This window comes from Paenibacillus tianmuensis (assembly GCF_900100345.1).
Classification (GTDB): Bacteria; Bacillota; Bacilli; order Paenibacillales; family NBRC-103111; genus Paenibacillus_G; species Paenibacillus_G tianmuensis.
This window is the reverse complement of record NZ_FMTT01000063.1, coordinates 1-26,536: the sequence shown is the minus strand read 5'-3', so window position 1 is coordinate 26,536 and position 26,536 is coordinate 1. Positions and strand designations below refer to the sequence as shown.

25 protein-coding genes and 1 pseudogene are annotated in these 26,536 nt (G+C 46.4%); 17 read left to right on the top strand and 9 right to left on the bottom strand.

The window, feature by feature from the left end:
- Positions 1 to 340: pseudogene (locus tag BLO51_RS26230) on the top strand (IS4 family transposase); the annotation flags it as partial.
- Positions 341 to 403: 63 nt separating this feature from the next.
- Positions 404 to 1,171: a class I SAM-dependent methyltransferase gene (locus BLO51_RS26225; RefSeq protein WP_090676603.1), complete on the top strand. Its 768-nt coding sequence runs from the start codon at positions 404 to 406 to the stop codon at positions 1,169 to 1,171.
- A 93-nt stretch (positions 1,172 to 1,264) separates the two neighbouring features.
- Here BLO51_RS26225 and BLO51_RS26220 read toward each other — a convergent pair whose 3' ends face one another.
- Positions 1,265 to 1,891 carry a TetR/AcrR family transcriptional regulator gene (locus BLO51_RS26220; RefSeq protein WP_090676601.1) on the bottom strand — a complete coding sequence of 209 codons (627 nt, stop codon included), beginning with the start codon at positions 1,889 to 1,891 and terminating at the stop codon, positions 1,265 to 1,267.
- Between the two features lie 163 nt (positions 1,892 to 2,054).
- Here BLO51_RS26220 and BLO51_RS26215 point away from each other — a divergent pair, with 163 nt between their 5' ends.
- From BLO51_RS26215 to BLO51_RS26200, 4 genes are all read left to right on the top strand, one after another.
- Positions 2,055 to 3,725: a M28 family peptidase gene (locus tag BLO51_RS26215; RefSeq protein ID WP_090676599.1), complete on the top strand. Its 1,671-nt coding sequence runs from the start codon at positions 2,055 to 2,057 to the stop codon at positions 3,723 to 3,725.
- A 213-nt stretch (positions 3,726 to 3,938) separates the two neighbouring features.
- A complete protein-coding gene (locus BLO51_RS26210) occupies positions 3,939 to 4,994 on the top strand; it encodes a serine hydrolase domain-containing protein (protein ID WP_090676597.1) in 1,056 nt (351 codons plus the stop codon).
- Between the two features lie 630 nt (positions 4,995 to 5,624).
- On the top strand, positions 5,625 to 6,545 hold the full coding sequence (locus BLO51_RS26205) for a helix-turn-helix domain-containing protein (RefSeq protein WP_090676596.1): 921 nt from the start codon (positions 5,625 to 5,627) through the stop codon (positions 6,543 to 6,545).
- Positions 6,545 to 6,910: a PBECR3 domain-containing polyvalent protein gene (locus BLO51_RS26200; protein ID WP_090676594.1), complete on the top strand. Its 366-nt coding sequence runs from the start codon at positions 6,545 to 6,547 to the stop codon at positions 6,908 to 6,910. Before BLO51_RS26205 ends, BLO51_RS26200 begins: the two co-directional genes overlap by 1 nt.
- A gap of 292 nt (positions 6,911 to 7,202) precedes the next feature.
- Here the strand turns inward: BLO51_RS26200 and BLO51_RS29515 are convergent, their stop codons facing one another.
- The 3 genes from BLO51_RS29515 to BLO51_RS26190 all read right to left on the bottom strand — a co-directional run bounded on the left by BLO51_RS29515 (position 7,203) and on the right by BLO51_RS26190 (position 11,160).
- Positions 7,203 to 7,346, bottom strand: coding sequence for a hypothetical protein (locus BLO51_RS29515; protein ID WP_167670344.1), 144 nt, complete (start codon positions 7,344 to 7,346; stop codon positions 7,203 to 7,205).
- Between the two features lie 191 nt (positions 7,347 to 7,537).
- Entirely contained in the window at positions 7,538 to 9,418 is a 1,881-nt protein-coding gene (locus BLO51_RS26195; protein WP_090676592.1) for an ABC transporter ATP-binding protein, read from the bottom strand.
- Positions 9,415 to 11,160, bottom strand: a complete 1,746-nt coding sequence (locus BLO51_RS26190; RefSeq protein WP_090676591.1) for an ABC transporter ATP-binding protein — start codon at positions 11,158 to 11,160, stop codon at positions 9,415 to 9,417. The genes BLO51_RS26195 and BLO51_RS26190 overlap by 4 nt, the downstream gene beginning before the upstream one ends.
- 239 nt (positions 11,161 to 11,399) lie before the next feature.
- Between BLO51_RS26190 and BLO51_RS26185 the strand changes: the two genes are divergently transcribed.
- Positions 11,400 to 12,239: an SDR family oxidoreductase gene (locus tag BLO51_RS26185; protein ID WP_090676589.1), complete on the top strand. Its 840-nt coding sequence runs from the start codon at positions 11,400 to 11,402 to the stop codon at positions 12,237 to 12,239.
- Here BLO51_RS26185 and BLO51_RS26180 read toward each other — a convergent pair.
- Complete coding sequence (locus tag BLO51_RS26180) at positions 12,232 to 13,620, bottom strand: MFS transporter (RefSeq protein ID WP_090676587.1); 1,389 nt, start codon at positions 13,618 to 13,620, stop codon at positions 12,232 to 12,234. The genes BLO51_RS26185 and BLO51_RS26180 overlap by 8 nt on opposite strands.
- Before the next feature lie 147 nt (positions 13,621 to 13,767).
- Complete coding sequence (locus tag BLO51_RS26175) at positions 13,768 to 14,226, bottom strand: VOC family protein (protein WP_090676585.1); 459 nt, start codon at positions 14,224 to 14,226, stop codon at positions 13,768 to 13,770.
- 148 nt (positions 14,227 to 14,374) lie between these two features.
- On the opposite strand from BLO51_RS26175, the gene BLO51_RS26170 reads away from it, so the two are divergent.
- From BLO51_RS26170 to BLO51_RS26160, 3 genes are all read left to right on the top strand, one after another.
- Entirely contained in the window at positions 14,375 to 15,322 is a 948-nt protein-coding gene (locus tag BLO51_RS26170) for a helix-turn-helix transcriptional regulator (RefSeq protein WP_090676582.1), read from the top strand.
- A gap of 60 nt (positions 15,323 to 15,382) precedes the next feature.
- Positions 15,383 to 16,249, top strand: coding sequence for an aminoglycoside 6-adenylyltransferase (locus tag BLO51_RS26165; protein ID WP_090676579.1), 867 nt, complete (start codon positions 15,383 to 15,385; stop codon positions 16,247 to 16,249).
- A 99-nt stretch (positions 16,250 to 16,348) separates the two neighbouring features.
- Positions 16,349 to 17,254, top strand: a complete 906-nt coding sequence (locus BLO51_RS26160) for a phosphotransferase (protein ID WP_090676576.1) — start codon at positions 16,349 to 16,351, stop codon at positions 17,252 to 17,254.
- 269 nt (positions 17,255 to 17,523) lie between these two features.
- Here the strand turns inward: BLO51_RS26160 and BLO51_RS26155 are convergent, their stop codons facing one another.
- A complete protein-coding gene (locus tag BLO51_RS26155; RefSeq protein WP_090676573.1) occupies positions 17,524 to 18,096 on the bottom strand; it encodes a delta-aminolevulinic acid dehydratase in 573 nt (190 codons plus the stop codon).
- Positions 18,097 to 18,412: 316 nt separating this feature from the next.
- Here BLO51_RS26155 and BLO51_RS26150 point away from each other — a divergent pair, with 316 nt between their 5' ends.
- The 6 genes from BLO51_RS26150 (at position 18,413) to BLO51_RS26125 (ending at position 23,558) form a co-directional block, all read left to right on the top strand.
- Positions 18,413 to 19,234, top strand: a complete 822-nt coding sequence (locus tag BLO51_RS26150; RefSeq protein WP_090676569.1) for an alpha/beta fold hydrolase — start codon at positions 18,413 to 18,415, stop codon at positions 19,232 to 19,234.
- 165 nt (positions 19,235 to 19,399) lie between these two features.
- On the top strand, positions 19,400 to 20,110 hold the full coding sequence (locus tag BLO51_RS26145; protein WP_090676567.1) for a hypothetical protein: 711 nt from the start codon (positions 19,400 to 19,402) through the stop codon (positions 20,108 to 20,110).
- 21 nt (positions 20,111 to 20,131) lie between these two features.
- Positions 20,132 to 20,647, top strand: a complete 516-nt coding sequence (locus BLO51_RS26140; protein WP_090676565.1) for a hypothetical protein — start codon at positions 20,132 to 20,134, stop codon at positions 20,645 to 20,647.
- Positions 20,647 to 21,273, top strand: coding sequence for a hypothetical protein (locus BLO51_RS26135; RefSeq protein ID WP_090676562.1), 627 nt, complete (start codon positions 20,647 to 20,649; stop codon positions 21,271 to 21,273). Before BLO51_RS26140 ends, BLO51_RS26135 begins: the two co-directional genes overlap by 1 nt.
- Before the next feature lie 91 nt (positions 21,274 to 21,364).
- On the top strand, positions 21,365 to 23,200 hold the full coding sequence (locus BLO51_RS26130) for a glycerophosphoryl diester phosphodiesterase membrane domain-containing protein (protein ID WP_090676560.1): 1,836 nt from the start codon (positions 21,365 to 21,367) through the stop codon (positions 23,198 to 23,200).
- 88 nt (positions 23,201 to 23,288) lie between these two features.
- Complete coding sequence (locus tag BLO51_RS26125; protein WP_090676558.1) at positions 23,289 to 23,558, top strand: hypothetical protein; 270 nt, start codon at positions 23,289 to 23,291, stop codon at positions 23,556 to 23,558.
- Positions 23,559 to 23,669: 111 nt separating this feature from the next.
- Here the strand turns inward: BLO51_RS26125 and BLO51_RS26120 are convergent, their stop codons facing one another.
- Positions 23,670 to 24,089, bottom strand: coding sequence for a DUF6097 family protein (locus BLO51_RS26120; RefSeq protein ID WP_090676555.1), 420 nt, complete (start codon positions 24,087 to 24,089; stop codon positions 23,670 to 23,672).
- A 152-nt stretch (positions 24,090 to 24,241) separates the two neighbouring features.
- Here BLO51_RS26120 and BLO51_RS26115 point away from each other — a divergent pair, with 152 nt between their 5' ends.
- Entirely contained in the window at positions 24,242 to 25,099 is an 858-nt protein-coding gene (locus BLO51_RS26115; RefSeq protein ID WP_167670343.1) for an alpha/beta fold hydrolase, read from the top strand.
- Between the two features lie 746 nt (positions 25,100 to 25,845).
- Here BLO51_RS26115 and BLO51_RS31310 read toward each other — a convergent pair.
- The gene (locus BLO51_RS31310; RefSeq protein ID WP_143006999.1) at positions 25,846 to 26,136 is read right to left on the bottom strand and encodes a transposase; all 291 of its coding nucleotides are present in this window, start codon (positions 26,134 to 26,136) and stop codon (positions 25,846 to 25,848) included.
- Positions 26,137 to 26,536: the final 400 nt, after the last annotated feature.

The following is a 26,536-nucleotide window of genomic DNA, read 5'->3' as shown; positions in this document are numbered from 1 at the left end:
ATCCTTGTTACGTTTGCAAAAGGAGTTTCAAGGGCTCTCGTATGACTTACTCGTTAGTCATACGACGATTGTATTTTCCAGATACATTCTGCTTGCATGGCAGCATCGGCAAAGCACCGATCAGCGCACACTTGGCGGTTTGTTTTATTTGTTATGCGATGAGGTTAGCACCTTGGACTGGGTCGTAGCCTTGCAACAACTCATCGATTTGATTCATGAGGTGACAACGAGGGCAAACAAAAAACTCTCCCAAATGATTAAAAGTCAACTCCAACAATGGATCGCAGGTTTGCCCAGTTATCTCAAGGCTTACCTGCCTTTTTCAAGCTGCGAAGTTTGAGTTTTCACTTATAGCTTTAATTATGTAAAATGTTTCTACAGACTACATTGGGAGATGATATGCATGGGTTCAGTTCATGCCTGGAAGTCCGAATTGTACGATACCAAACTCGGATATGTATCCGAATTTGGTAAGGGTGTCGTTGAACTATTAAATCCCACAAAAGGGGAACGTATTCTCGACTTAGGTTGCGGTACTGGGGATTTAGCCTATGAAATTAACCAAACCGGAGCCGCCGTAACAGGGTTGGATTTGTCTGACGCCATGATAGAGAAAGCACAAAAGAAATATCCGGATATCCATTTTATCACTGGCAATGCTGAGAATTTTACCTTTGAAGAACCGTTCGATGCTGTATTTTCTAATGCGGCATTACATTGGATGAAGAATGCCGAGAACGTGTTGTCATGTGTATGGAATAGCTTGAATACAAATGGAAGATTTGTCGCTGAATTTGGTGGAAAAGGTAATGTTGAAACGGTCATTAAGGCAATGAGCGAAGTGTTGTCTGAAGAGTATGGTATCGATGCTAACCATTTGAACCCCTGGTACTTCCCAAGTATCGCCGAATATAGCACCTTACTGGAAAAACAAGGCTTTCGCGTTTCTTATGCCGTTCATTTCGATCGCCCAACCAAAATGAACGATGGTGAGAAGGGACTGGATCACTGGTTGAATGGTTTGGCTGATGATTTCTTCAAAGAATTGTCGGAAAGTGAACGACGCCATGTATATGAGAAAATTGCCGTGAAAGCCAAAAAAGATTTATTTCATGACGGTGATTGGTATTTGGATTATAAAAGGTTGAGAATCGTGGCAATGAAACCGTAATGCTTCACCTATTTCTTATGGAGCGCTGAACGGCTCTTGTTCGCATACTTTGCGACAAGGGCCGATCTTTATTTTTCTCCCGATTTCTCGAATCTACCCTTCAATTAAGGATTGGATATAGATTTCAATCATTTTAATATTTTCTTTCCATAACGAAATAAGCCATTCCTTGTTTGCCATAGAGATAAAAAATGTTGCAAATCCACTTAAATAAGTTGCTAATAAATCATTTACTAACTCCAAGTCTTTCGCGTCGAGTTTATCGCCATAAAAATCATCCACTAAGGTCTCAAAGAAATCAAACGGTGTTTTTTCGCTCTCTTTACCATAGATAAGCTCCTCAAACTCCGCATCATACGAAGACTTCACTACAAATTGCATTTGAACATTAATTAAATTTAAGTAGTGTTTATTATTTTCTTCCATGAAGAAGAGAAAACATTTGAGCATAATATCCGCAAAAGAATCCGTTTCCTTAGCTTCTTGATAAATTTGTTCCAGTGCTTCATGCATTAACACAACAGCAAAAATAAAAGCTTCTTGCTGAATCGTCTCCATAGAATCAAAGTGATGAAACACGCTTGCCTTACTCACATTGACTTTCTTTGCTATGCTGCTAGCACTTAAGGCCTCTAAGCCATGTTCTGCTATTAAAGTGATTGTAGCGTTTAATAAAGCTTTTTTTGTTTTCATCCCCTTTTTTTCTCTACCATCTATCATTACCGTACCTCCCAGAATAGTGATCACATTTTTCTTCAGTCATTATAGCATAAAAAGAAAACTATTGACCGATTGGTTAATTTTGAATAAAATAAACTTGACCGTTCGGTTAATTTTGATATTGTGTACTAGCTTTTGATAAAGGAAATATGGGGAGGACCAAATGAAAAAGAGAAAGTTACTTATATTTGCGAGCATACTTGCATTGTTGACGATGTTTATAAGCTTTACACAATTTTCAAGGCCTTCTGAAGAGGAAGTAGGGAAAACAGAAAAGGATTTCTCATCAGATCGAGCTGTTGGGTATTTAAAAGAAGTAGCGAAGGAACCGCATCCCGTCGGCTCGCCTGCAAATAAAAGAGTGAAGGATTATATTGTTAAGCATTTTCAAAGTATGGATGTACCGGTGGAAATTCAAACGAAGCCAATTAAAGATATCCGTGATGAAAACTATGCTAAAGAAATTGGAGCAGAGAATGTTGAAAATATTATTGCAAAAATTCAAGGAACCTCAGGCGATGACAATGCCATTTTATTAACAGCGCATTATGATTCTGCGCCAGAAACTCCGGGAGCAGCAGATGATGGTTATGGCGTTGTGACCATTATGGAGACGGCAAGAGTGTTAAAACAAATGCCGGCGCCGAAAAATACGATTTATTTTGTTTTAACAGATGGTGAGGAGCAAGGCTTACTTGGCATAAGCGCGTTAATGGATCGAACGGATATTTTGGACAAAGTAGGCGTCATGTTTAACTTTGAAGCAAGAGGCAATACAGGTGTGCCCATATTATTCGAAACGAGCTCAAATGACTTAAAGCTGGTACAACTGTATAAAGATATTGTGCCTTATCCAGTAGCGTATTCATTTGCTTCTGAAATGTATAAAAAGATGCCGAACGATACCGATTTCACTGAATTAAAAAAGACAAAGAATCTAGGATATAACTTTGCCAATATTGGCGGTGTAGAAACCTACCATGCCAAGACAGACCGGGTCGAAAGCAGTGACAAAGAAACCATTCGACACTTTGGTGATTATGCGCTTCCTTTAGTAAAAAAATATATGACGATGGATGCCAAAGAATTTGAAACATTAAAGGAAAGTGAAGGAGATGCTATTTACTTTCCACTAACGAAAAAGACTTTAGTCGTATATTCGGATAAAGCAGTTATTCCGTTAATGCTTGTATTACTTGTATTAATCGTTGCAGCATTCTTCGTAAGCTTTAAAAAGCAAGTGCTACAAATGAAAGGCTTCATGCTTAGTTTGGCAGCAATGATTGGCAGTCTTGTACCTATTTACATTGTCTACTTCCTTCTCATTCGTCTGTTAACGACTGTATTTAATGGTGAAATAGACGAAGACGGCCTAGTGATGTTTGGCACGTATGACCCGTTCATTCTGGCCTTAATGGTTTTACTCGCTATTGTGTGCAGTTCTATTGTCGGTAAGTGGATTTCGCAAAAATTCGGTGTGGAAAACTTTGCTATGAGTACCCAAGTTGTTTGGGTTGTCCTGGCTATCATTACAAGCCTTACGTTCAAAGGTATTAGCTACGCCTTTACGATTCCGGCTGTCATTAGCTTAGTATTGATTTTGCCGATCCTGTTCAAACTAAACTGGGCGCAATCTATATATCGCTATGTCGTCGTTGCAGGGTGGACCGTTTCAAGTACTTTATTACTTGCGCCGCTCCTGTATATGATTTATGTGGCAAAAACAATTAGTATAATACCAATTATCGCCATTTTTACAGCACTTGTAGCTTTCCCTATAGCAGCAGTGGTCATGTGGTTAAATCGTGAAGCATCCTGCTCGCGAACACTTTGATCTATCCAGAGCAAACTTTTTGAAAAAATTACGAAACGTATACAAAAAATACTCGTACTAATTAATTATATGTATTTCCCATAAAGGAGTATTTTTTCCATGAACAAAAAAACCATTGTTACATCCGCTGTGTCGCTTATGTTGTCGTCTTCGTTAATTTTATCAGCATGCTCCACCTCCTCAAACAAAAAAACGCAGGAGGATAAAAATTCGATGCCGTTGGTTCAACATAATAATCAAAATCAACAGGCAACAGATGAAGCGATTAAACAATTATTTAACAAGACGATCTCACCAAATGAACCCGGTTTTGCTTATATTGCGAGTTTCGATGATGGAATAACTTATAAAGGGGCCGTTGGTTTAGATTCGATAGAACAAAAACTACCGCTAACGACAAAAACCGTTTTTAATATTGCTTCAGTCTCTAAACAATTCACAGCATTTGCAATTTTATTGCTAGAGCAAGAAGGTAAATTGAAACTGGATGATTCCATTTTAAAGTATGTACCTTCTCTTGGCGCATATGCTAAACCTGTGACACTAAGACATCTCATTCATCACACTGGCGGATTAGTTGATTATATGGAATTGGCTGAAGCAGCGAAAATTAAAGATACTCATATTTTAACTGCAGAACAATCGCTGGAACACCTTAAAAATCATCAAACCGCAGATTTTCCGGCCGGAACCCAATTTGATTACAGTAATACAGGATACTTTTTATTATCTTTAGTCGTGGAAAAAGTTAGTGGAAAAAACCTTCGTGAATTTTCGAAGGAACGTATTTTTAAGCCTTTAAACATGAGCGACACCGCAATCGTGGATCGCTATCCTACCCATTTCCCAGTTGCTCGCGGCTACTCGAAGAATGAGCAAGGGGCTTATGAAATCTATGAAAGCCCTTGGGAACATATGGGCGATGGAGCCGTTCATTCGACTGTTGAAGACTTAGTAAAATGGGGACAAAACTTCACTACAGGTACGGTTGGCGGGAAAGACCTTGTTAAAAGAATGAGCGAACTAGGCCCGAAAACTTCTCCATCCGGAGAGGCGATTATTGATAATGAAGATTATGCGATTGGCGTGTCTATTGGCAAAGATTTATATCGTCACTACTTGGAACATTCCGGAGGCTGGGCCGGCTACGCTTCACACTTTATGCGTTTCCCAGAAGAACGTTTGACTATTGCAGTAATAAGTAATTATGATGATGCTGATGCTGAGGAATATGCTAAAAAAATAGCGGAAGTGATTTTAGGAACATAGCGCAAAAAAATAACAATGCAAAAAACGGCTCTTGTTCGCAAAAGCCAACATTTTAACGAAAATATACGCTAAGGGATTTAGGGAGCATTAGAAGTGCATTTTTTTTACTCTAAGCCGATGGAAAGGCCGGCCAGCTACTTGTTGAGGCAAACCATCGTTATATATGTAACTGAGTTGCCAGAGGGGCACCGAAGTCGCTCAGCTCCTTACATGAAGGGCCCTGAACGACTACGGCGGCCATATACCAAGGAACGCAAGGACTTCAAAACGTATGAGGCATCCATTACGTTCTCCAAAAATCCGCTCTCAATGATCGAACGATACTTGTCTGAACAGGCATGCTATAAGCAAATGAGCCATCATAAATTGATGGCTCATTTTTTTGAAAAAAGTAAAAAGATGCCCCGACACGAAAACGGGCATCGTGCCACGCAACCTGTGTCTTATTCGCCTATTTTATTATCTCAGCTTATTATCACATTTTAATATAACTTCTTATTTGTACGAAGCATAGCACATAAAAATCCGCGGTTCATAACATAGATTATTTCTAATATATGCGCTATCTCGCAGTTTACAGGTCGGAGTGATTCGTGTAGACTACCTGTAGATAGATAAGGGGGCCTTATAATGGCGAGAATACCTGTTTTGGGAACAAATTCAGATGGTCTGGATGAATTAGAGGCGCTGAAGAGCCATTATAATCAATGGCGTCAGAACAACACCAATATGAAGGAACCCTTCTTTGCAGTGCTACGGGCATTCAAGGACAAGGAACTGCTCAAGGACCTGGATGAAGGGGCGCTTCGCCTTTATCTATATTTGGGGTTCGTATCTAATAATGAAACCGGCACCAGTTGGCATAGCATTCAAACCATAGCGAAGTACTTCGGGAGGCAGACCCGGACGATTGATTTTTGGATTCAAAAGCTAAGTGAGGCTGGCCTTATTTATCGCACGCGGCATGACAAAAAATCTGCAACCACATTTTTGATTCCTTACACGGATTCGATCATTAATGTGCAACCGGTCAAGAAACGCGAATTCGATGACCAGGAACTACTCAATGATCTGTTGGAATCGCGGGAGCAATTGGCTGCTGTTTATGGCGAGATAATCAAGGTCTATCATGTTTTCCATTGGGGATTGGACCAGAAGAAGAATCCTGATATAAACGCGTCTAAGACTAACTTTTTGTTCATTATTACGAAGAGGGAGGATGGCGTGCTTGTTGGCCATCGGCATCATCTTCGGAAATCTGGCGCTTTCGCCATTAGTCAGCTTCATGTTGATGATGTAGTGATATTCGAGAGTCCATTTGTATATAAGGATAAACCAGTATCGGGAATCGCCGTAAATCACATGAATCGACTGAGGCAAAAGGATAGCATTGAAACACTTATGAATATGATGAGGGATTTAGCTGTTGCAGATGACGAAATACTTTTACAACATCCAACGGCTATATATGGACTTATAGAGGAAGGGTTGGAAGTTGAAGAGGATGGTGAGGAGGATCCGACTGAGACAGATGAAGGGGGGGAGGATTAATGCCAGAAAAAATAGGCATAATAAAGACAAAAGAAATTCAGCATTTAGGTTTGACTGTCCCTGTGGGAACTCCGATTTTCATTGGTGACCAGAACAGGGAGCATATGAGGGACCAACACCCAGAAGACTACAGGAATTATGGGCATTATCTTAATGAAATCATCGCACAGCCTGATTATGTTGCGAAGCATCCTAAGGACGGATCCATTCAATACATTAAGGAATACGGTTCCCCAGAGGACCGTGTATTAGTGGCAGTAAGAATGACAGCAAAGGGAACGTTTTTTGCTCGCACGTTGTTCGTCATGTCCAAAGAGAAATGGACGAGCTACAGCGAAAACGAGTATCTGTTCCCGTATATCTAAGCAAAACCGACCGGAGACCTTGTATTTCAAGGTTTTTCCGGGTTGCGCACTTCCGAAGCATAGTCTATAATAAAGGAAGTTCAATTGCATATACTACTGAAGAGAAGGATCTGAGGTTGGAACAGGCAGCCAGCGCCCCGTGAGCAATCACGGTTAGGAGATCCGGGAATGTCACCCCGGCTATCCTTCTCTGAAGTATATGAGTCCGTAGCGCTATAAGCTACGGATTTTTGCTGTATTTCCAAAGACCTTGCGCTACAGATTCTGTGTAACCATCCATTGATCGCGACCCTTACTCTTTTTCCTGAAGACCTTCTTCCGTAAGTTTAGTGGCCATGTGTAGCGTTTCTCTATGCAGCTGCCGTTCAATCTTTGCTCCGACCTCGGATTTATCGCCGGTAAGGCCCATGTACTCCCAAAACGATACGCCCTGCATTCCCTCCCTTCTTAGCTTCCCATATTCTAGCAACAAACAGCTAAACTTCATATAAGAATAAATACTTATATGATATTAAAAAAAATGTAAAAACCATTGATATTGCGGCAAGGGCCGTTCTTCATGTACGCCCATGCTGCGCGTACTACAAAAAACAACCGCAGGACATGCCTGCGGCTGTTCCTCCAAGGTTAACCCGCCTCCTGCCCCCGTCCTCCGCCGGTAAACTGGCTGCGGTACAGCTCGGCATAGAAGCCTCCTTGAGCGAGAAGCTCCTCGTGGGCGCCTTGCTCGATCACGCTGCCTTTGTTCATGACGAGAATCAGGTCGGCCTCGCGAATCGTGGATAAACGGTGCGCGATAACGAAGCTGGTTCTTCCTTTCATCAGCTCGTTCATCGCCTTCTGAATATGAACCTCCGTCCGCGTATCGACGCTGCTGGTCGCTTCGTCGAGGATCAAGATCGCCGGGTCGGCGAGGATCGCGCGGGCAATCGTCAGAAGCTGCTTCTGGCCTTGCGAGATGTTCGATGCTTCCTCGTTCAAGACCGTATCGTAGCCGTCCGGCAGCGTCCGGATAAAATGGTCCGCATGTGCCGCCAGCGCGGCCTGCACGATCTCGTCCTCACTTGCGCCTTCGCGGCCGTACGCGATGTTGTCCCGGATCGTCCCGTTGAACAGCCACGTATCCTGAAGCACCATGCCGAACAAGCTGCGCAGGTCGCCGCGCTTCATCGCCGTAATATCCGTGCCGTCGATGGTGATTCGGCCGTCGCCGACCTCGTAGAAGCGCATCAGCAGGTTAATCAGCGTCGTTTTGCCCGCGCCGGTCGGGCCGACGATCGCGATCGTCTGTCCCGACTTGACGTCGATGTTCATATTGTCGATCAGCACGTCATCCGGCTTGTAGCCGAACCGGACGCCTTCGAACCGGACCTCCCCCTTCGCCGCGCCAAGGCGTTTCCCCTCGACGAGTTCCGGGTCTTCCTCCGGTTCGTCCAGCAGCTCGAACACGCGTTCCGCCGAAGCGATGGTCGACTGAATGACGTTGGCAATCGTCGCCAACTGGGTGATTGGCATGAAGAACTGCCTGGAATATTGAATAAACGCCTGAATGTCGCCGATCTCGATCGATCTCTTCGTGACCAACAGCCCGCCGACGACACTGACGAGAACGTAGCCGACGTTGCCAATAAAGCTCATCATCGGCATGATGATGCCGGAAATAAACTGCGCCTTCCAGCCGGACTCGTAGAGCTTCCCGTTAATGCCGTTGAACGTATCGACGGACTGACGCTCGCGGCCGAACGCTTTGACGATTTTGTGGCCCGTGTACATTTCCTCCACGTGTCCATTAAGCTCGCCGAGCGCTTGTTGCTGCTCCTTGAAGTAGCCTTGCGAGCGGGAAGCGACCGCTTTGGTCACAAGCAGGCTGAGCGGCAGCGTCAGGAACACGATCAATGTCATAATCGGGCTGATCGTCAGCATCATCACGATGACGCCGACCAAGGTGATCAGAGACGTAATCAGCTGCGTCAAGCTTTGCTGCAGCGTGCTGCTGATGTTGTCGACGTCGTTCACGACGCGGCTCAGAATTTCCCCGTTCGTCTTCGAATCGAAGAACTTGAGCGGCAGCCGCGCCAGCTTCTCGTTCACCTCTTTGCGCAGGTCGTACACCGTCTTCTGCGCTACGCCGGCCATCAAATACTGCTGCACATATGCGAACGCCGCGCTCACGATATATAATACCGCCAGAATCAGCAGAATATAATGCACATAGCCGAAATCGATGTGCGCACCCGGCACGCCTTTCATTTTCTGCATCAAGCCCTCGAACAGCTTGGTGGTCGCATGTCCCATCAGCTTCGGGCTGTAGATGCTGAAGATCGTGCTGACAATGGCCGCAGCAAACACGGCGAGCAATTGAAATTTGCGGGGCAGCAAATACCGGATGAGCCGTTTCAAGGTACCTTTGAAATCCTTCGCCTTCTGCACCGGCATCCCCATCCCAGGGCCTTTTCCGAACTGGCCTCCTCCGCCGCCGGGTCCCTGGGCTCTTCGTTGTTCACTCATCGGGCCTCCTCCTTTCCGGCAAGCTCGTCTTCGGAAAGCTGCGAGGTCACAATTTCGCGGTACACCTCACAGGTGTCCAAGAGCTCCCGGTGTCGGCCGATGGCCGCGATTCCGCCTTCGTCCAAGACGACGATCCGGTCGGCGTCGATCACCGTGCTGACTCGTTGAGCCACGATAATGACGGTAGCCTCTCCCGTCTCTTCTCGCAGGGCGGCCCGCAGCTTCGCGTCCGTCTTGAAATCGAGCGCCGAGAAGCTGTCGTCGAACACGTAAATATCCGGCTGCCGCACCAGCGCGCGGGCGATGGAAAGACGCTGCTTCTGCCCGCCCGATACGTTCGAGCCGCCTTGAGCGATAACCGAATCGAAGCCGTCCTTCATCTCGCTTATGAATTCCGACGCTTGCGCGATGTCGGCCGCATAGCGAATTTCTTCCTCCGTCGCATCCTCTTTGCCGTACCGGATGTTGTCCCGGATCGTTCCCGAGAACAGCACGGCTTTTTGCGGAACGAATCCGATCTTGGCGCGCAGCGTTTCCTGCGTCATCTCTCTGACGTCCGTGCCGTCCACCAGCACGCGCCCGCCGGCTACGTCGTAGAACCGCGGGATGAGACTGATCAGCGTCGATTTGCCCGCGCCCGTGCCGCCGATGATCGCCGTCACTTCGCCAGGACCGGCTTTGAACGTAATGTCCGAGATCGCCGGTTTTTCCGCGCCCGGGTAGCTGAACGACACCTGTTGAAACTCGATGTGGCCTTTAAGCGTCCCGCCGTCCTTGGCTTGCTCGGGGTCGCTCAGCGTGGGCACCATGTCCAGCACCTCGCGAATACGAGCGGCGGAAACCGACGCGCGCGGAATCATGACGAACATCATGGACACCATCATCAGCGAGAACATGATCTGCATCGCGTACTGCAAAAAAGCCATCAGCGAACCGACCTGCATATCGCCGCTATCGATGCGGAAGCCGCCGAACCAAATAATCGCGATGGTCGCAAAATTCATCGTCAGCATCATGACGGGCATCATGGCCCCCATAATCCGGTTCACCTTCAGCGCCGTCCCAGTCAGGTCGAGGTTGGCGTCATTAAACCGGCGCTTCTCGTGCCCGGCGCGGTTGAAGGCCCGGATGACGCGAATCCCGGTCAGCCCTTCGCGCAGCACCAGATTCAGCTTGTCGAGCTTCGTCTGCATGGCTTTGAACAGTGGAATCCCCCGGCTCGCGATCAAGAAAATCGCTCCGACCAGCACGGGGATAATCACGATGAGGACGAGCGACAGCTTGGCATCCTTCGACACGGCCATAATAATGCCTCCGATACAGAGCATCGGCGCGCTGACCATCATCCGCAGAATCATCGTAAGCACCTGCTGCACTTGCGTGATATCGTTGGTCGTCCTCGTGATCAGCGAAGCCGTGCCGATCCGGTCAAACTCCTGCAGCGAGAAGTTCTCCACATGCTCGAACACGCTGCTGCGGAGCCGCTGGCCGAAGCCTGCGGCCACCTTGGAGGAATAATAGCTCGCCACGACGGAACAGATCGTGCCGCCCGCCGCCACCAGCAGCATAAAGCCTCCGATCTGCAAAATATAAGGGGTATCTCCCTGCATGACCCCAATATCGACAATGTCGGCCATGAGCGTAGGCAGATACAAGTCGGATAAAGACTGCAGGAAGATCAAAGCCAGAACGATAGCGATAGGCACACGGTACGGCTTCAAATAAGCAAACAACTTCAACATGCTTCATGATCATCTCCGCTCGCTTGGACCCGTCTCCGGCACCAGAACATGCCGGCTAGATAGACCGCTGAATATTTTATACATTATTAATTAAACAATTTAATTTTATGTTTGGTTTTCGTCCATGTCAAATCCAAATTCGACTAAAAAAGAATGCCCCTCACCCGGTTCAGGCGGAACATTCTTTACCTACAACGATAGCCGAAGCACTATAATAATAGAAAAAAGGAGGGATTCGGATGCAGGATCGCACCGTGATCGTAACAGGGGCTAATTCCGGGATGGGGCTCGCTGCGACGGTGGAGCTGGCGAGGCAGGGGGCGCATGTCATTATGGCATGCCGCAGCCGGGAACGCGGCGAACAGGCGCTGCAGGAAGCGCAGCGGCAGAGCGGCTCGGACCGGCTGCGGCTGATGCAGCTGGATCTCGGCTCGCTCGCCTCCGTCCGCGCTTTCGCCGCAGCGTTCGATGAACAGCATGACACGCTAGACGCGCTGATCAACAATGCGGGCGTCGTCGCGTTCAAGCGGCAGACGACCGCCGACGGCTTCGAGGCAATGATGGGTGTAAATCATCTGGGGCACTTTTTGCTGACCAACCTGCTGCTGGAGCCGCTTCTGCGTTCGCCGCAGGGACGGATCGTTACCGTATCGTCCGGCGCCCATAAGATCGGAAACATCCATTTCGACGATCCGCACCTGACGAAAGGATACAGCGTATGGAAAGGCTACGCGCAGTCCAAGCTGGCGAACATTCTGCTCACGAAGGAGTTGGCGGAGCGGCTGAAAGGAACGAAGGTGACGGCCAACTCGCTGCATCCGGGCGCGGTCGGCACCGCTCTCGGCGTCAACCGCGCCACCGGCTTCGGCCGCAGGATTCACGCCTTGCTGCGGCCGTTTTTCCTGACCCCGGAGGAGGGCGCCCGCACGATCGTTTACCTCGCTTCGAGCCCGGAGGTAAGCTCCATCAGCGGCGAATACTTTTACCTCAACCGGATTGCGCCGGTATCGGCCCGGGCCCAAGACATGGAGCTTGCCCGCAGGCTGTGGGCCTGGAGCGAACAAGAAGTGGCTAAGTAAGTTTCCGAGAACAACCGACGGCCAGGAGCCCCGCGCTAATCACTGCCGCCACGATGGCAATGATGTGTAAACCTGAAGTCGTCACCGAGCCGCTGAAAATAAGCCCCAGCAAGCTTGTGGAAAAGATGCTGCCTACGGAACGGAAGGTCTGAAACAGCCCGGAAGCCACACCGGTGTCTTCCGGCTTTGTATTGCTGTACATTGCCGTAGAAAGCCCCATGTTGTTCATTCCATTCGAAATACCGATAACTGCAAAGACAAGTAGAATGATAGCAACAGGGGTATGAGGCCCAAGCAAGAGCAGCAGGAGCGTTCCAATCACAAGCACAATACTGCCGAGGATGATGGGCTGCCGATAGCCGGATCGGCCAATCATTCGGACGGCAAGAGGCGTCGTTAGCACACCGATACCTGCGAAAGGAAGCATTAATAATCCGACCATCTGCGGGTCATATCCTCTAACTTGACCTAACCACAAGGGCAAACCAAAGAAGAGAGAATAGAAGACCATATTCAGACCGGCATACTGAGCAAATACGGACGTAAGCCGGATATTCGATGCCAGCATCCTTACGTCCAGAAATGGCTTATCCGTGCGCAGCTCCCGCAGGATCAGGAGTGCCGCGGCAATCGGAACGATGATCAGCAGCCACCACTGTGTTCCTTTACCCAGCGAAACCAGGAAAAGCACCAGGCTTGTGAACATCCCGCTGAACAAGATAATTCCCGGCAGATCTATCAAGTGTAGTACGCTTTTTCGTTCATCCGAAGGCGGATTTTTGCTGTCCGCAGGGACCCACTTGAAAACCAGGAGTAGCACCAGCAGCGCAACCGGTATGTTGATCCAGAAGATCGATTGCCATCCCGAATAGGCAACAAGCAGACCGCCCAAAGTTGGCCCGAACGCGGCCATGACGTTCGCGGCGATGGAGATTAAACCGAGCGATGAAGTCGAGCTTTTGCCTTCGCTATCGCCCGCCGTTCGGGTAATGGAGCGTAAGATGGACAGACCTGCCGGAAAGGCGCCCGTAGTTCCAAACGCCTGCACGATCCTTAAAACCAGGAGCCAACCGAATGAAGGCGCCCATACAGAAAGGATACTGCTGACGATGACCAGAGCCATTCCGATGCTGAATACGCGACGAGGCCCGAATAAATCCGCAAGCTTCCCCATCAGCGGCTGGCCTACCGTCGCTGCTAAATAGAAGCTCGATATCAGCCAAGTTACAGTCGCTATGCTGATTCCAAATTCAGCCCCAATGTTCAGAAGCGCAACGGAGATCATAGATGAGTTCAAAGGGTTGAGTATAACGCCGAGCGCAATGACCCACGTGACCCGTTTAATTAATTGCTGATGGTCTGATCCTTTTGCCGCAGCCATCGATTTCGTAGAAGATGTCAACTTTTTTACCGCCTTTTCACCAAATTTGATTGTTCTGTTTCGGCCGATGAAAAAAGCAGTGACGGCCCAGACACCCGAAGGGCCCGGACTGCGACTGCTTTGATTGCCTAAGTTCCTGCTGGAACGTCAACGATCCTTTTGATGTCCTCGAATGACCGCTTCTTCCGTGGTCATAGTGACAAGTTGAAAGACTACACCGAACTTGTCGGTAACTACGGCAAGGCCAGGGCTAAAATGAGTTTGTTGCAGCGGCGTCTCCACTTGACCTTCTTGCTTCAATAATTCATAAAACTTTCTAGTTTTCTCTATTTCGTCGGTCGTAATACAGATTTGAACTTGGTTTCCGCTTTGATGAGGCTTACCGGGCTCCCTATCGGCAACCATGATGTTTGCCATGCCGACTTTTAAAACGGCGTGCGACACCAACTCCTTCAAATTTGCCGGTAGAGGGTTTTCGGGGTCTTCCGGTGCGTCGCCATAGGTTTGGATGAAAAGAACGTTGGCCTCCAATGCTTCTTTGTAAAACGCAATGGCTTGCTTTGCTTTTCCGTCCATCATTAAGAAGGTGGTCAATTGCACAGTCATCGTGAATACAACTCCTTTAGGTTTTGTAAGTAGCATGTTTGTTACGATTCCAATGTATATATGCCTATCCAACTGGACTTGATTCTTATTGTAGCCTATAATAGTGACAACTATTGTCACAAATAAAAAATAAAATCGGAGCCACGTCATGTCCAAACCCAAACGACTGATGGAATTGATGATGACCGTCAACCGAAAGAAGAAATTTACCGTCAAGGAACTGGCCTCGGAGTTTGACGTATCGACGAGAACGATTCTGCGCGATTTGCAGGAATTGAGCGAGCTTGGGGTGCCGTTGTATTCGGAGGTGGGACCTCATGGCGGGTATCAGGTATTGAACGAACGGATTTTGCCTCCGATCGCCTTTACCGAGGAGGAGGCTGTCGCGATCTTTTTCGCGTGTCATGCGCTGCGCCACTATGCCTACCTGCCCTTCGAGACGGAATCGTCCTCCGCCTTGAACAAATTTTATTTTTACATGTCGGGGGATGTCCGCGACCGGATCGATGAGATGAAGAACCGGATCGATTTTGTGATCCCGTCGAGACAGGCGAAATTCCCTTATTTATCGATCCTGCTGGACGGGGCCATCCGGCAGAAGGTGATCCGCATCGAATACGAATCGCGCGAGGGCGTGTCCGCCAGACTCATCCAGCCGGTCGGCATTTATGCCAGCAGCGGCTTATGGTACTGCCCCGCCTACTGCTTCCTTCGCGAAGATATCCGCTTGTTCCGGTGCGACCGGATCAAGTCCGCGGCGGAAGACACTTCCGGAACGCATCCGCTCGATCTCCGGAATCTCCACCTCGGCAACCGGGAGGCGCTGCTCCCGTCGGAGCAGGAATTTACCAGTCTGTATGCGGAACTGAGCGAGGAGGGAGTTCATCGATGCGAGGCCGAATATTGGTCGGCGACCAAGCTGCACCGCCGCGAGGACGGCACCGGATGGCTGGAAGGCAGCATGCCGAAGAGAGACATTCCGTTTCTGGCGCAGTTTTTCATCGGCTTGGGCGCCGATGCGACCGTGAAATATCCGCCGGAGCTGATCGATGACATCAAGCGGAGGCTGACCGAGATGATGGCGAGGTACGGTTAGCAGCGATTGCCTCGTTCGAATGCCGAACCCTGACTATACTCGATGGAGGTTGAAACGAGGATGCGAAGCGAACAGGAAATGATGAAGCTCATACTGGATATTGCGAGGAACGATGAGCGAATCCGGGCGGTTGGGATGAACGGGTCGCGAACCAATCCGAATGCGCCAAAAGATAGTTTTCAGGATTATGACATCGTGTATATCGTTTATGATCTGCCTTCTTTTATTGAAGATACGCAGTGGATCGACCGCTTCAGCAGTCGAATTATCATGCAGAAACCGGAAGAGATGAAGCTTATTCCTCCCGAGCTGGATGGAAAGTTCCCCTACCTGATGCTGTTCACGGATGGCAACCGGATTGACCTGACCCTGTGTCCGTTCGAGCAGAAGGACAACTGGAACAGCGACGATAAACTGGCCGTCGTTTTGTTGGACAAAGACAACTGTCTTCCCAATCTTCCGGCCCCGACAGACGAGGATTATTGGGTGAAGCGCCCGTCGGCCAAGCTTTTTGCCGATTGCTGTAATGAATTCTGGTGGGTTTCCACGTACGTGGCCAAAGGCTTGTGGAGACACGAGATGCTTTACGCTCAAGATCATTTGAACACCGCCGTGAGACCGATGCTTATTCAAATGCTGGAATGGCAGGTTGGTATCCAGACCGATTTTTCGATCAGCACAGGCAAAAACGGCAAATATCTGGAGATGTATCTTTCAACGGAAAGCTGGCACGAATTGCTGTCCACCTTCCCGAACGCGACTTATGAAGGAGCTTGGCAGGCTTTGTTTGCCATGGGGGATTTGTTCCGCCGAACCGCGCAGGATGTTGCGAACCGTTTGAATTACGAATACCCTCTGGAAGACGATCAGCGCGTTACCGCCTATCTAAGGCATGTTCGGAACATAACGCCGGACGCTGACCAGTGAACGGTATCCGACTGCTATGTAAAAAGGATGAGCAGGCAGGATAATGCAGCAACAGCCAAGAAATAAACAGTAGTTGATCTTTGATCTTGGGGGGTTATTATGGATAACGATTCTCAAAAAGCTCTTAGTAAATCGAAAGAAATTTTTCATGGTTTAGTAAAAAACATCGATGTACCTTGGGAACATAGTGCATGGTCAGAGTGCTATAAAATATCGCTAAATAATGACTCGACTTATTTCCTTAAAGGTACTCCTCGGCAACGGAAAGAAGCGTTGGTAACAAAACATCTTCATGTACTTTTACCTAACATTGTACCTGAAGTTATCAATGATGATTTGATCCCGGAATCTACATGGCGATGGTTTTTAGTTACAAACGCTGGAACATGTTGCTATGAAGGAATTGAGGTGAAGTATGCTTTAAAGGCAGCGTTCAATTTGGGAAAACTGCAGAGAATTACGTTTAATGAAGGTTCTTTCATTTCAAAATTTTTGCCACAGTGTGAGGCCCAACGTTTACAAGAAGCAGTGGATAATGTAGGCAGGTGGGCCCTAAAGTTTTCTAATGCTGAAGAGTCCGAAATCATTCAACGTCTTTTATCCATAAGTTCTGACTATTATGATGATCATGTAAAAAATCTGAATAGTATTCCATCTACGTGCGTTCATAAGGATTTTTGGTCAGGAAATATAGCAGTAACAGATGAAAATGTTATGATAATTGATTGGGGAGATGCATTATGGGGAGTAGGTGGCATCTCAATAGTTAATATGATCTTATCTGATGACGGTTTATCAAGCCAATCAAACATCATTTGGGACGAGTATTTCAAAGGACTTGATAGAAAATTCGATAAGGACTACATAAAAAGCAGTCAAATAGCTTATTTAGTTTCAGAACTTGTAACAGAACAAGAGGTCGCAGATTTACAACAACAAAAATATGGGCCTGGATTAATTCCATCCGTCAGGCGATTGTACAAAGAGCTAACCCAGAACTGTTAATACAAGTCAACACATTTTATTTCACTAACGGATACGTTAGTTTAACGAACAGGCTACAATTGGTACATTTATCGCTCATAAAGAGAACTATCAGAAGTGGAGGGTTCGTACAATTTTATCCATGTGTTTGCGGGCAATACCAGCGTTGCTTACACCAGAGGCAAACGTATAGGTTAAACTGGAAAACATTATACAAACTCCCTCGCTGTTCGTTCTGCGAGGGAGTTTGTCTGCAATCTTAAGTCAAGCTATTTTTCTACACATACGTCTCATTTTCTACTAGATTGCTGCGCGTTTTCATATAGCTGAAACATATCCATCTCCGCGTCCAGAGACTTGGCGTTTTGGAAAGCTTCCTTGACGCTTCGTTTGTTCTGAATGAGATCGTAGAAAAACCTCAGCTCAAACATGAGCGCGTCATTTCCATATGGATAATCATCTGTCCCAATATAGATTTCGCAACCACTGTCGAGAAATGCTTGTGCCGTCTCTAATTTTCCTAATGAGCACCCGGTGCTGATTACTGTTTTCCCTGCCAGCTTGGCAAATCGTCTGATCTCCTCCGGCCCAAAGTTACCCTTGGGTTCTCCCGGTTCATAGACACTTTCTCCCAGCTCTGGCATGATAAATTGGCCTTCATCGCCATGGAAGCAAAGAATGATCGTATCCGTATTCGGATACAGATCCTTACCGGATAGGATATCAATCAGATCATTTGGTCTGCCGAGCCAATAAGTAAAAACTCTTGCACCAAAATACTCCAGAGTGGCTCGGATTGCCATGACTTTCGTATCGCAATCAGGTCCGCATACCAATGCTACGTTCATTTCAGGCTTACTCATCTTCTTATCCTCCATATGATCTCAATTTTTGTATAAAGAATAGAGTAGAATCATATTTTACCATTAGACAATAAGTGAATACAATTTTCGATAAGGACTACGACTAACCCAGAACTGTTAATACAAGTAAACACATTTTATTTCACTAACGGATACGTTAGTGAAATAACAACTGCGGCAGTAGGAGAAAATCTCCCGCAAGGAAGTTTCTCGAAATAAAAAAATAACTATGACAATCCTTGTCACTATTAGCGATTATGATTGAGCTAGCTACACGAATTCTAAAATCTATTTTAAGGAGCGGGAAAAACAACATATGCTGAATTCTCACAATGAAATTGCAGCAACGAGAAAATATTTTAAATCCGGAAATCTTCAGCTTTCCTATCTTGACTTTGGCGGGAAAAGCGACCAAGTACTTGTTATGCTTCATGGGTCCATGGCTAATGCAAGAACATTTTCAGAATTAGCAGCTAAATTTAGTGACTGGCGGGTCATTTGTTTAGATCTACGCGGTCATGGTTGGAGCGAGCATTCTTCGGACAAGGAATACTCAAGAGATCATTATGTGATGGATATTCTAAACCTAATTCAATCAGAACTTGGCGGACAGCCTGTAACGATATTAGGGCATTCATTAGGCGGACTAAACGCTTACCAGTTCGCAGCCCGTTACCCTGAGTTGGTCAAGACCGTTATTGTCGAGGATATCGGAGCGGAAATTATGGACGACGTCTCCTTTGTCGACAAACTTCCGTTCCGATCAGCTTCATTAAAAGAACTGAGGGATTCGATAAAAAGTGCAGGACTTCGTGCGATCGATTATTTTTCAGAAAGCGTGTTTGAGGATGAACAAGGCTGGGGGTTCCGCACCGACATGGAAGGGTTGAAAGTCACCGCTTCGCATGTAGATGGAGATTGGTGGGAAGACTGGTTATCTTCCAAATGTCCCATCTTGCTGATTAATGGCGGAAAAAGTATCTTTCTTGACTTAGACCAAGCGAAACGGATGGAAGCAAGAAGGCCAAACACAAAACTTGTCGTTTTCGAAGAATGCGGACACGGCGTTCACTCCGATGATTTAAACGGTTTTTATCAAGTAGTGGACGAGTTTCTCAAGAAAGAATGCAGCCTTTAAAACAAATAATACAAAAACTTCAAGCGGCAGGACATATCGTTCTGCATGCTTGAAGTTTTTTTGCTCCCGCATGTGGAGGACTTGTTCCCTCGATATTGGACTTGACCGATCCGTCAATGATAGAATTGTCAGGGATAGGATATTTCCCTTAAAGGAAGTGCGAAATTGGAATTGAACACCTCAAATCGTGATTGGAATGATTTTCTTCGTGACATTTCTTGGTTTATTCATCCAAATGATAAAGTGACCTTATCTGAGACCTTCCAAGGCCGAGATTTCTTTCAATTCTCTGACTCATTCACAAATCTATATCCCATGTTGAGCGAATTATTAATGAAGTCACGCGTAACGAATGTACAGATAGACAATGAATCATTCCATTTATTGGGATGGTCTGACCATGAAGGAAATTCTTTCGGCTGGTTAGCTAAGCCTCCGGCATTTGAGATTAATAAGCCGTTATGCGAAGAACATAAAACACTTTTAACATGCTTCGGAGGAATTACGGAAAGATGGAACGAGTCTGAAATAAGCTGGCTAATAAATTTAACCTCGGCATTGACTCTTGAAGATGCACAAGAAGGCTTTCAAGGGTGGGAAACCTATATCCAAGATATGAGTAATGATGAGGGATTTGACAGTTATATCAATCCCAGTGATTACATCGCATTCGCCTTTGAGGCTAACGGTAATAGTACACTATACCATAAGCATAACTCATCATTAATTATGCTTGCTCATGACCACAGTTTTGAGCACATCACCCCCCTTGACGGTTATCCGGAATATACGATATACACAATTAATGGATGTCCAAATTTTGTGGCTTGGGTCGAAGAAGTTGCCAAGCAAGAGCTAAGCAGATTGATACAATAAGAATTGGAAAGGAAACATGGTATGAAGGATAAACTCCTTGAGAAAAAGCATGCGGAACTTGTTAGAAAGAAATTAAGTACATTATTATTGCCGCATGGCTTTATGAGAACTAAGCCGAGCTTTTATACAAGACTATACGAAGATAGAATTGAATTTATAAAATTGCAAAAACTCAACAACGAATACTTTAAAATTTATGTCGGAATACGGTTTCTAATCGATGATTTCGAAGCTGTAGCATTAAACGGAATCCAAGCGAATGGAATTAAAAATGAATACCCAATATGGTATAACTTCAGGTATCATATAGATGTTGAAACGGTTAATAGATGTGCAAATCAAATATTGTTATTTGTAGAGAATGAAGCACTGCCTTGGTTTGAACTATGGCGAAACGAGGATGCCTTATTCAATAGACAAGATAGCCCCTTAAAGGGAGAATTGATACCTGCTTATCGCTTATTTAAAGCTAGAGATAGCAGTATTGATCCAGATTTAATCATCCAAAGTAAAAAACTATTAGGAATTAAAAATTAATGGGAAAAGTTAGCGCGATCATACAAGACCCCAATTTTGATCAGCCTTTCTGGTTATCAAAAGCCGAGTATCAGAAAAGCGTTGTTCTTTCCAAATCATCTTCGCCAGATGATGCAGTCTTATTTTTTTCGTTGCTATGCGGGTATAACGACGTGGATGTGGCTAGAAACACTGCCGATGTATTGAATGAACTCATAACTACAGATGAAATATTAATACGTGGTGGAATCGCCTTTGAGGACAAAGATAAAATGATCCTTCCGGGCTGTTGTTGCGGACTTGAGAGTTGGAGAGAAGTGCTCGAAGCGGTGATCAATAAGGAGAATGTATGGCTTGGTCACGACCCTTACCCATCCGTAGAATACGTAGATCATATGGTAAGGATCTGGTCTGACGATTTTTCTGGCGCCATTAGGAAAGACCTAACGGAGCAAGAAATACAGAAGATGTATTATATCGAATACGACAGAGATGATTTAATAAAAAAATTGCAATCCATCGAGACGGATTTGTTGGACTTTTATAAGCACTCTTTTGAAAAGGCGCTTTGGATGGTTGAGGACTATCATAAAGAAATGTTGTTTTTGCAGTATTGTAAGTGGTTTCGGGTTTATCCCAAGGACTAAAATGACCTGGATTCCTTACAGCTAAGGAGTCCCGGTCTATCACTATCGCTCGCCAGGTCATATATTACCCTTCTACAGGCAGGTGCAGAACATGAGTAAAGTCTCGAAAACTTCCATACGCCAGTTGATTGCCGACATGTTCAACACGCTGGCGTTTACTTACCGGCAAGTTTTCATTTTTGAGCTTTTGTACAAGACGCTTACGCTATTCATATTTATTCCGGCGATTTCTTTCATCTTCCACAGACTTCTCCGCATGGGCGGGTTTGCCGGCGCCACGAATTACGAGCTCCTGGATTTCGCTATCAGCAGATACGGTTTTTTAAGCATGCTTATTCTGGTCCCGGTCGCTACGATGCTGATTTTTTTGGAGTTTTCGGTTCTGGTCATCATTGCATACTACGGGCAGAACAAACAGAGAATCGGGCTTATCCCGGCGTTCCTGCAATCGCTCGCCTATCTCCCGTCGCTTTTCAAATACGGGTTTGTGGGCTGGACGCTCTACTTGCTGCTTCTCTTTCCCCTGCTGAGTTGGGGTGTCGGTTCCTCCTTGCTGCCTTCTCTGCAAATACCGAATTTCATCTCGGGCGAGCTGTTCAAAACGGGCTGGGGCACGCTGCTCTATGCGGGCGTATTCGCCGTCTTGGCATACTTCAAGATTCGGTGGAGCTTCCTGCTGCATATGATCGTCATCGAGGGAACGTACAGCTTTCGGCAAGCCGCCAAAAAAAGCGCTGCCATCATGAAAAAAAGCTATTTCCAAATGTCTGTGATGATGCTGTGCGTCATTCTTTTGTTTATGATCGTCGAGGTCTTGATGATAGCCTTGATTATAGGCGCTGTGACTCTCGTTTCTTTCACATTGCCTCAAGAGACGGGATTTGCTGAAATCGTGCGATCCGTCGTTTCGAAGAGTGCTGTGCTTTCCATGTACCTTGTTACCTTGTTCGTAACGCCGCTTTATATCACCATCCTCACCAGGATGTACACGGCTAAAGCGGACCCGGGCCATGCCGTGCTGCAAATGCCTGACGGGAACGCCATGGAAAACCGCTCCTCTCAGAGCCGCGGATTGCTGCACAAGCATAAAAGAAAGCTGATCGTGCTCGGACTGATCACCGCCTTCGCGACAGCACTTGCGCTTGTCCCGGCTATCGGCGACGTCCACCTTGACGATAAGAAAGCGACGATTATGGCCCACCGGGGATACATGTCGAAAGGCCCCGAGAATACGATCGAAGCGATTCAAGGCGCCATAGAGGCCCATGCGGATTTTGCGGAAATCGACATCTTGGAAACGAAAGACGGGGAGCTCGCCGTCATTCACGACACCAATCTGAAAAGGCTGACGGGCTACGATGCGGAAGTGTATGATCTGACGATGGATGAGTTAAGGAAGCTGGAGGTGAGGCAGGGAGATCTTACAGGCCGAATCAGCACCCTTGCGGAAGTGATGAACGCGGCCAAAGGAAAAATCAAGCTGAATATCGAGGTAAAAACACATGGATACGAACGTAATTTGTTGAATACATTTTTAAGGACCGTGCGTGAAAATGGTTTCCAGACGCATTGCGTCGTGCAAACCTTGGATTATGAAATCGTGCAAGAGATCAAAGCCGCGGAGCCAGCGCTTCAGGTCGGATATGTCATTTTCGCCGGCATTCCTGATATAGAACAGATCAAGGCTGATTTTGTCGTCGTAGAGGAATATATGATCAACGAATCGGTCCTCGCTTCGGCCAAGCTACAGCGCAAACCGCTCTACGTATGGACGGTGAACGAAAAGAATAGTATGGAACGCTTCTTCAGCATGGGTGTCGACGGGATTATTACGGATTATCCCGAAAGAGCGATCGCCCTTGCGGAAGAACTGCGCAGCGGGTTCTTGCCTTCCTTGGTCCGGTGGCTCAACAATCTGCGGTTTTGAGCATGGAACGCAGTTCAGCGGTCTGCAGGTACGGTACAAATGCAAGCAACATGAGGGATCTGAACAAAGCCTAAGAGGAGTTGAGAAAATGTATTCCGTTGACAACGAAGATATTGTACTCCCGAATGAAAACATGCCCCAGTCATCAATTGGTGCGCCAATTCCAATCGTATTATCTGATGAAAACAGAACAGTAGTTGCCTATTACACTCAAGAAGATGAAATCGACAATGAGAATATGAATGAACCTATCGCAATCATAACCTTTAACAGATGCCATGCTACCATTTTGGGTCCTCCTAATGATGAGGCCTTTAGTGGACACCCCTTGTTCAAAAAGGGCTTAAGATCCACTTGATATTATGAGAGAGAAATTAAAATAGACGTCCATGCCGCTGTACAGAAAAAAGGGGAGTAAAATCCCCTTAAAACTACATTTCAACGAACAAGATATTGTATAGCTCTGTGATTATTCAGCGTTTATCTTCAACTTGCCTTTCAATTCCGGATAAATCCGATCGTATAGCTTTTTCCGTAATGAATAATAAAACAGGGCCAGTATCAAAGTCACTACAATCAACACGGCAGGTATAATATACAGGATGGGATTATCAACAAACAATCCGACTATATCAACCTTTCTGTCGATCCAACGAGTGTAGATGTAAGCAACAATAATAACAAGCAGAACAGGTAAGGCAAACACGCCGGAAAGAATATTGACTGTCTTCATTTTTTTGTGGGTGGATTGAAAAATATCTTCGCCGATATACTGTTCCAGCAAAAAGCATTGCTTGTCAAAGGAATCGCTTTTCTGTACGGGCAAATTGTTTTGAATCATGTGCTTATGTAATAGATCTAGCTGCTTACTGGATTCCAACGTTTCCATCACTCCTTTTCAAGATCCTCTTGTTCGCATTTTCATATTATAACAACGCAGATTGGAAACAACAATACCATGGCTTAATGGTGAAGAGTGGCGGATAATAACAATCAATGTTGGCTAAGAAAAAATATTGAATTGAAATGGAGGGTTACAATATGAGGGAAAATATCATAACGCTGTCTGACGGAAGAAAACTTGGCTATGCAGAGTACGGTCAAAGCGATGGTGAAGTGGTCTTCGAATTCCATGGAACGCCTGGATCTCGCTATCAAGTCGACGCCACCCGACTGGAGTCCATTGCAAAGGAAGGTCCGGTTCCTCTGCGAATCATCGTACCGGAGCGACCTGGGTACGGATTATCTGATCCAAAAGCAGGAAGAACTCTTGAAGATTGGTGCCTGGATATAGAAGCATTGAGTAACGAGCTTGGTGTAGAGCGTTTTTCCATTGTCGGTATTTCGGGAGGTGGACCTTTTGCACTTGCGTGCGCGTACAGGATGCCGACTCGTATTCGAAAAATTGCCGTTATTTGTGGATTTGGTCCCATTGATGTCCTTGGACAAGAAGATCTCTCGAATGAAGAAAGGACCTGTCTTCAAGGTCCTGAATTCACCCGTATCTACATCACTCAGTTAGCAAACAAGGTCAATGCTGACCCAGACGGGTTCACGGAGTACTTTATCTCTAACCTTCCAAAATTGGATCGGGAATTAATTTCGGATGACCTGATTCCCATTTTCAAACCCTACGCCGTCGAAGCGCTTCGACAAGAGGAAGGGATGGTACATGATTTTATTATTTTTGGGCAGCCATGGAACATTCCGCTGCAAAACATTCGGGTTCCTGTTGCTTTCTGGCATAGCGAAGCCGATCACAATGTACCGATTAGCCACGCAGAATACTTAGCGTCTGTCATCCCGCACGCGGAGCTGCATCGAATACAAGGCTATGATCACACAGGATCGGTTTTAGCTGCGCAACCTGAACTCTATCACTTTTTAACTACGGACTGAAACACAGCATAAACATTTTAGAGTACTAAAATTCAGATCAGCGGACCGCAAGTCAGGTGACTTCTTTACCCATACACACTTAACGGAGATGATATGCAGCCCCGATTCGGATAGATCTGAAAGAGTTATGAAGGCACTGCTTCAAACGAAAGCTAAAATCGATATGAAGTCGTTAGAGAAAGCATACGAGGGGTAATTAGATCCCATGGAGAAAAGGCCGTCCCGCAAAGAATGGCCTTTTCATCTTGCCGTTACAGATGGTGCGGTGAACCGTATCACAAATAGTGGTGAAGCGGAGAAGCGAGCTAAGTGTCGAAGCGGCAATGCTGAATCTGCAGGTTGGAGCTTAGGCTGCCGAGGCACTCGTCACATGTGGAGTCGGTAATATTGATGGTACGAAAATGAGATGTGGCAGGTTCGCTTATATGGATGTAGTTTAGTTGTGATTATAACTTAACTTTGGGGAAATGCTGACAGCAGGGTTTCAATCCTCTGTTTTCCTCATAAACTTTAAACGGCTGCGAAGCCGTTTGGGCTTTTCTTTTATGTGCGGAAATGACTTGAAGACGCTCCCGACTAGAGCTAACATACAACAAACTCAATGACCGGGAGGATTTTACTTATGAACGATAGAACCGTATCACAAAATAGTGGTAAAGCAGAATGCAGATAGACATTGGATAATAATGGCGACAGGATGGAACCCTGCGGAGTGCCGCTTTCTGTTGCTTCCCATGCCCCCAGGTTCATGAACAAGGGCAAGCAGAAGCACACGTACAGGAGAGGAGCCGTGCTGCCACCACCTGAATCCAAGTCAGCCATAGCGATTCCAGCGACCAGGCGGAAGAACGGAAGAAATGGATCAGGGTCTCGTAGCAACGGGGATGCAAGGGAAGATCCCGGAGGATGGAAGTCATACCAAGATGATCCGAGCGTAGCATCAAACCTATGACGATAACAACAAACCACTCGAAGGTGGCCGTTCTGGAAAAGCAGGGACGAAACGAACGCAATACGGAATCGACGAATTTCAGCATGGGTATAGTCAATTGTTAAGAAATCGGGTACACTATTTGCTGTGACCCTTTCGGCGATTGGATCTCCTTTTCGGTGTGAGAACCTTTAGGATATCATCTTTTCGCCTGATTGGGTTATTTTTCTGTGCGCGCTGTTCTCGCCACAACCTGAGCGGAAACGCCCAATAAAAGCGAGCGATTGCCTCCGGCAATCGAATTCTGTATTCAAATAGGCAGGGGAAGTACCTGCTTAGAACGAAGGTTGGCGTTCCTACCCTAAGCCCCGCGACGTGCGGTCAAGTTCTCTCTTGTCCCGTATGAGAGCTCGCTAAGGACGGCGAAACACGAGCCTGAGATGGCAAGTAAAGTAGTCGAGGGGTCATGGAAGCCTATGGTTAGAATGTGTCCATCGACACCGACG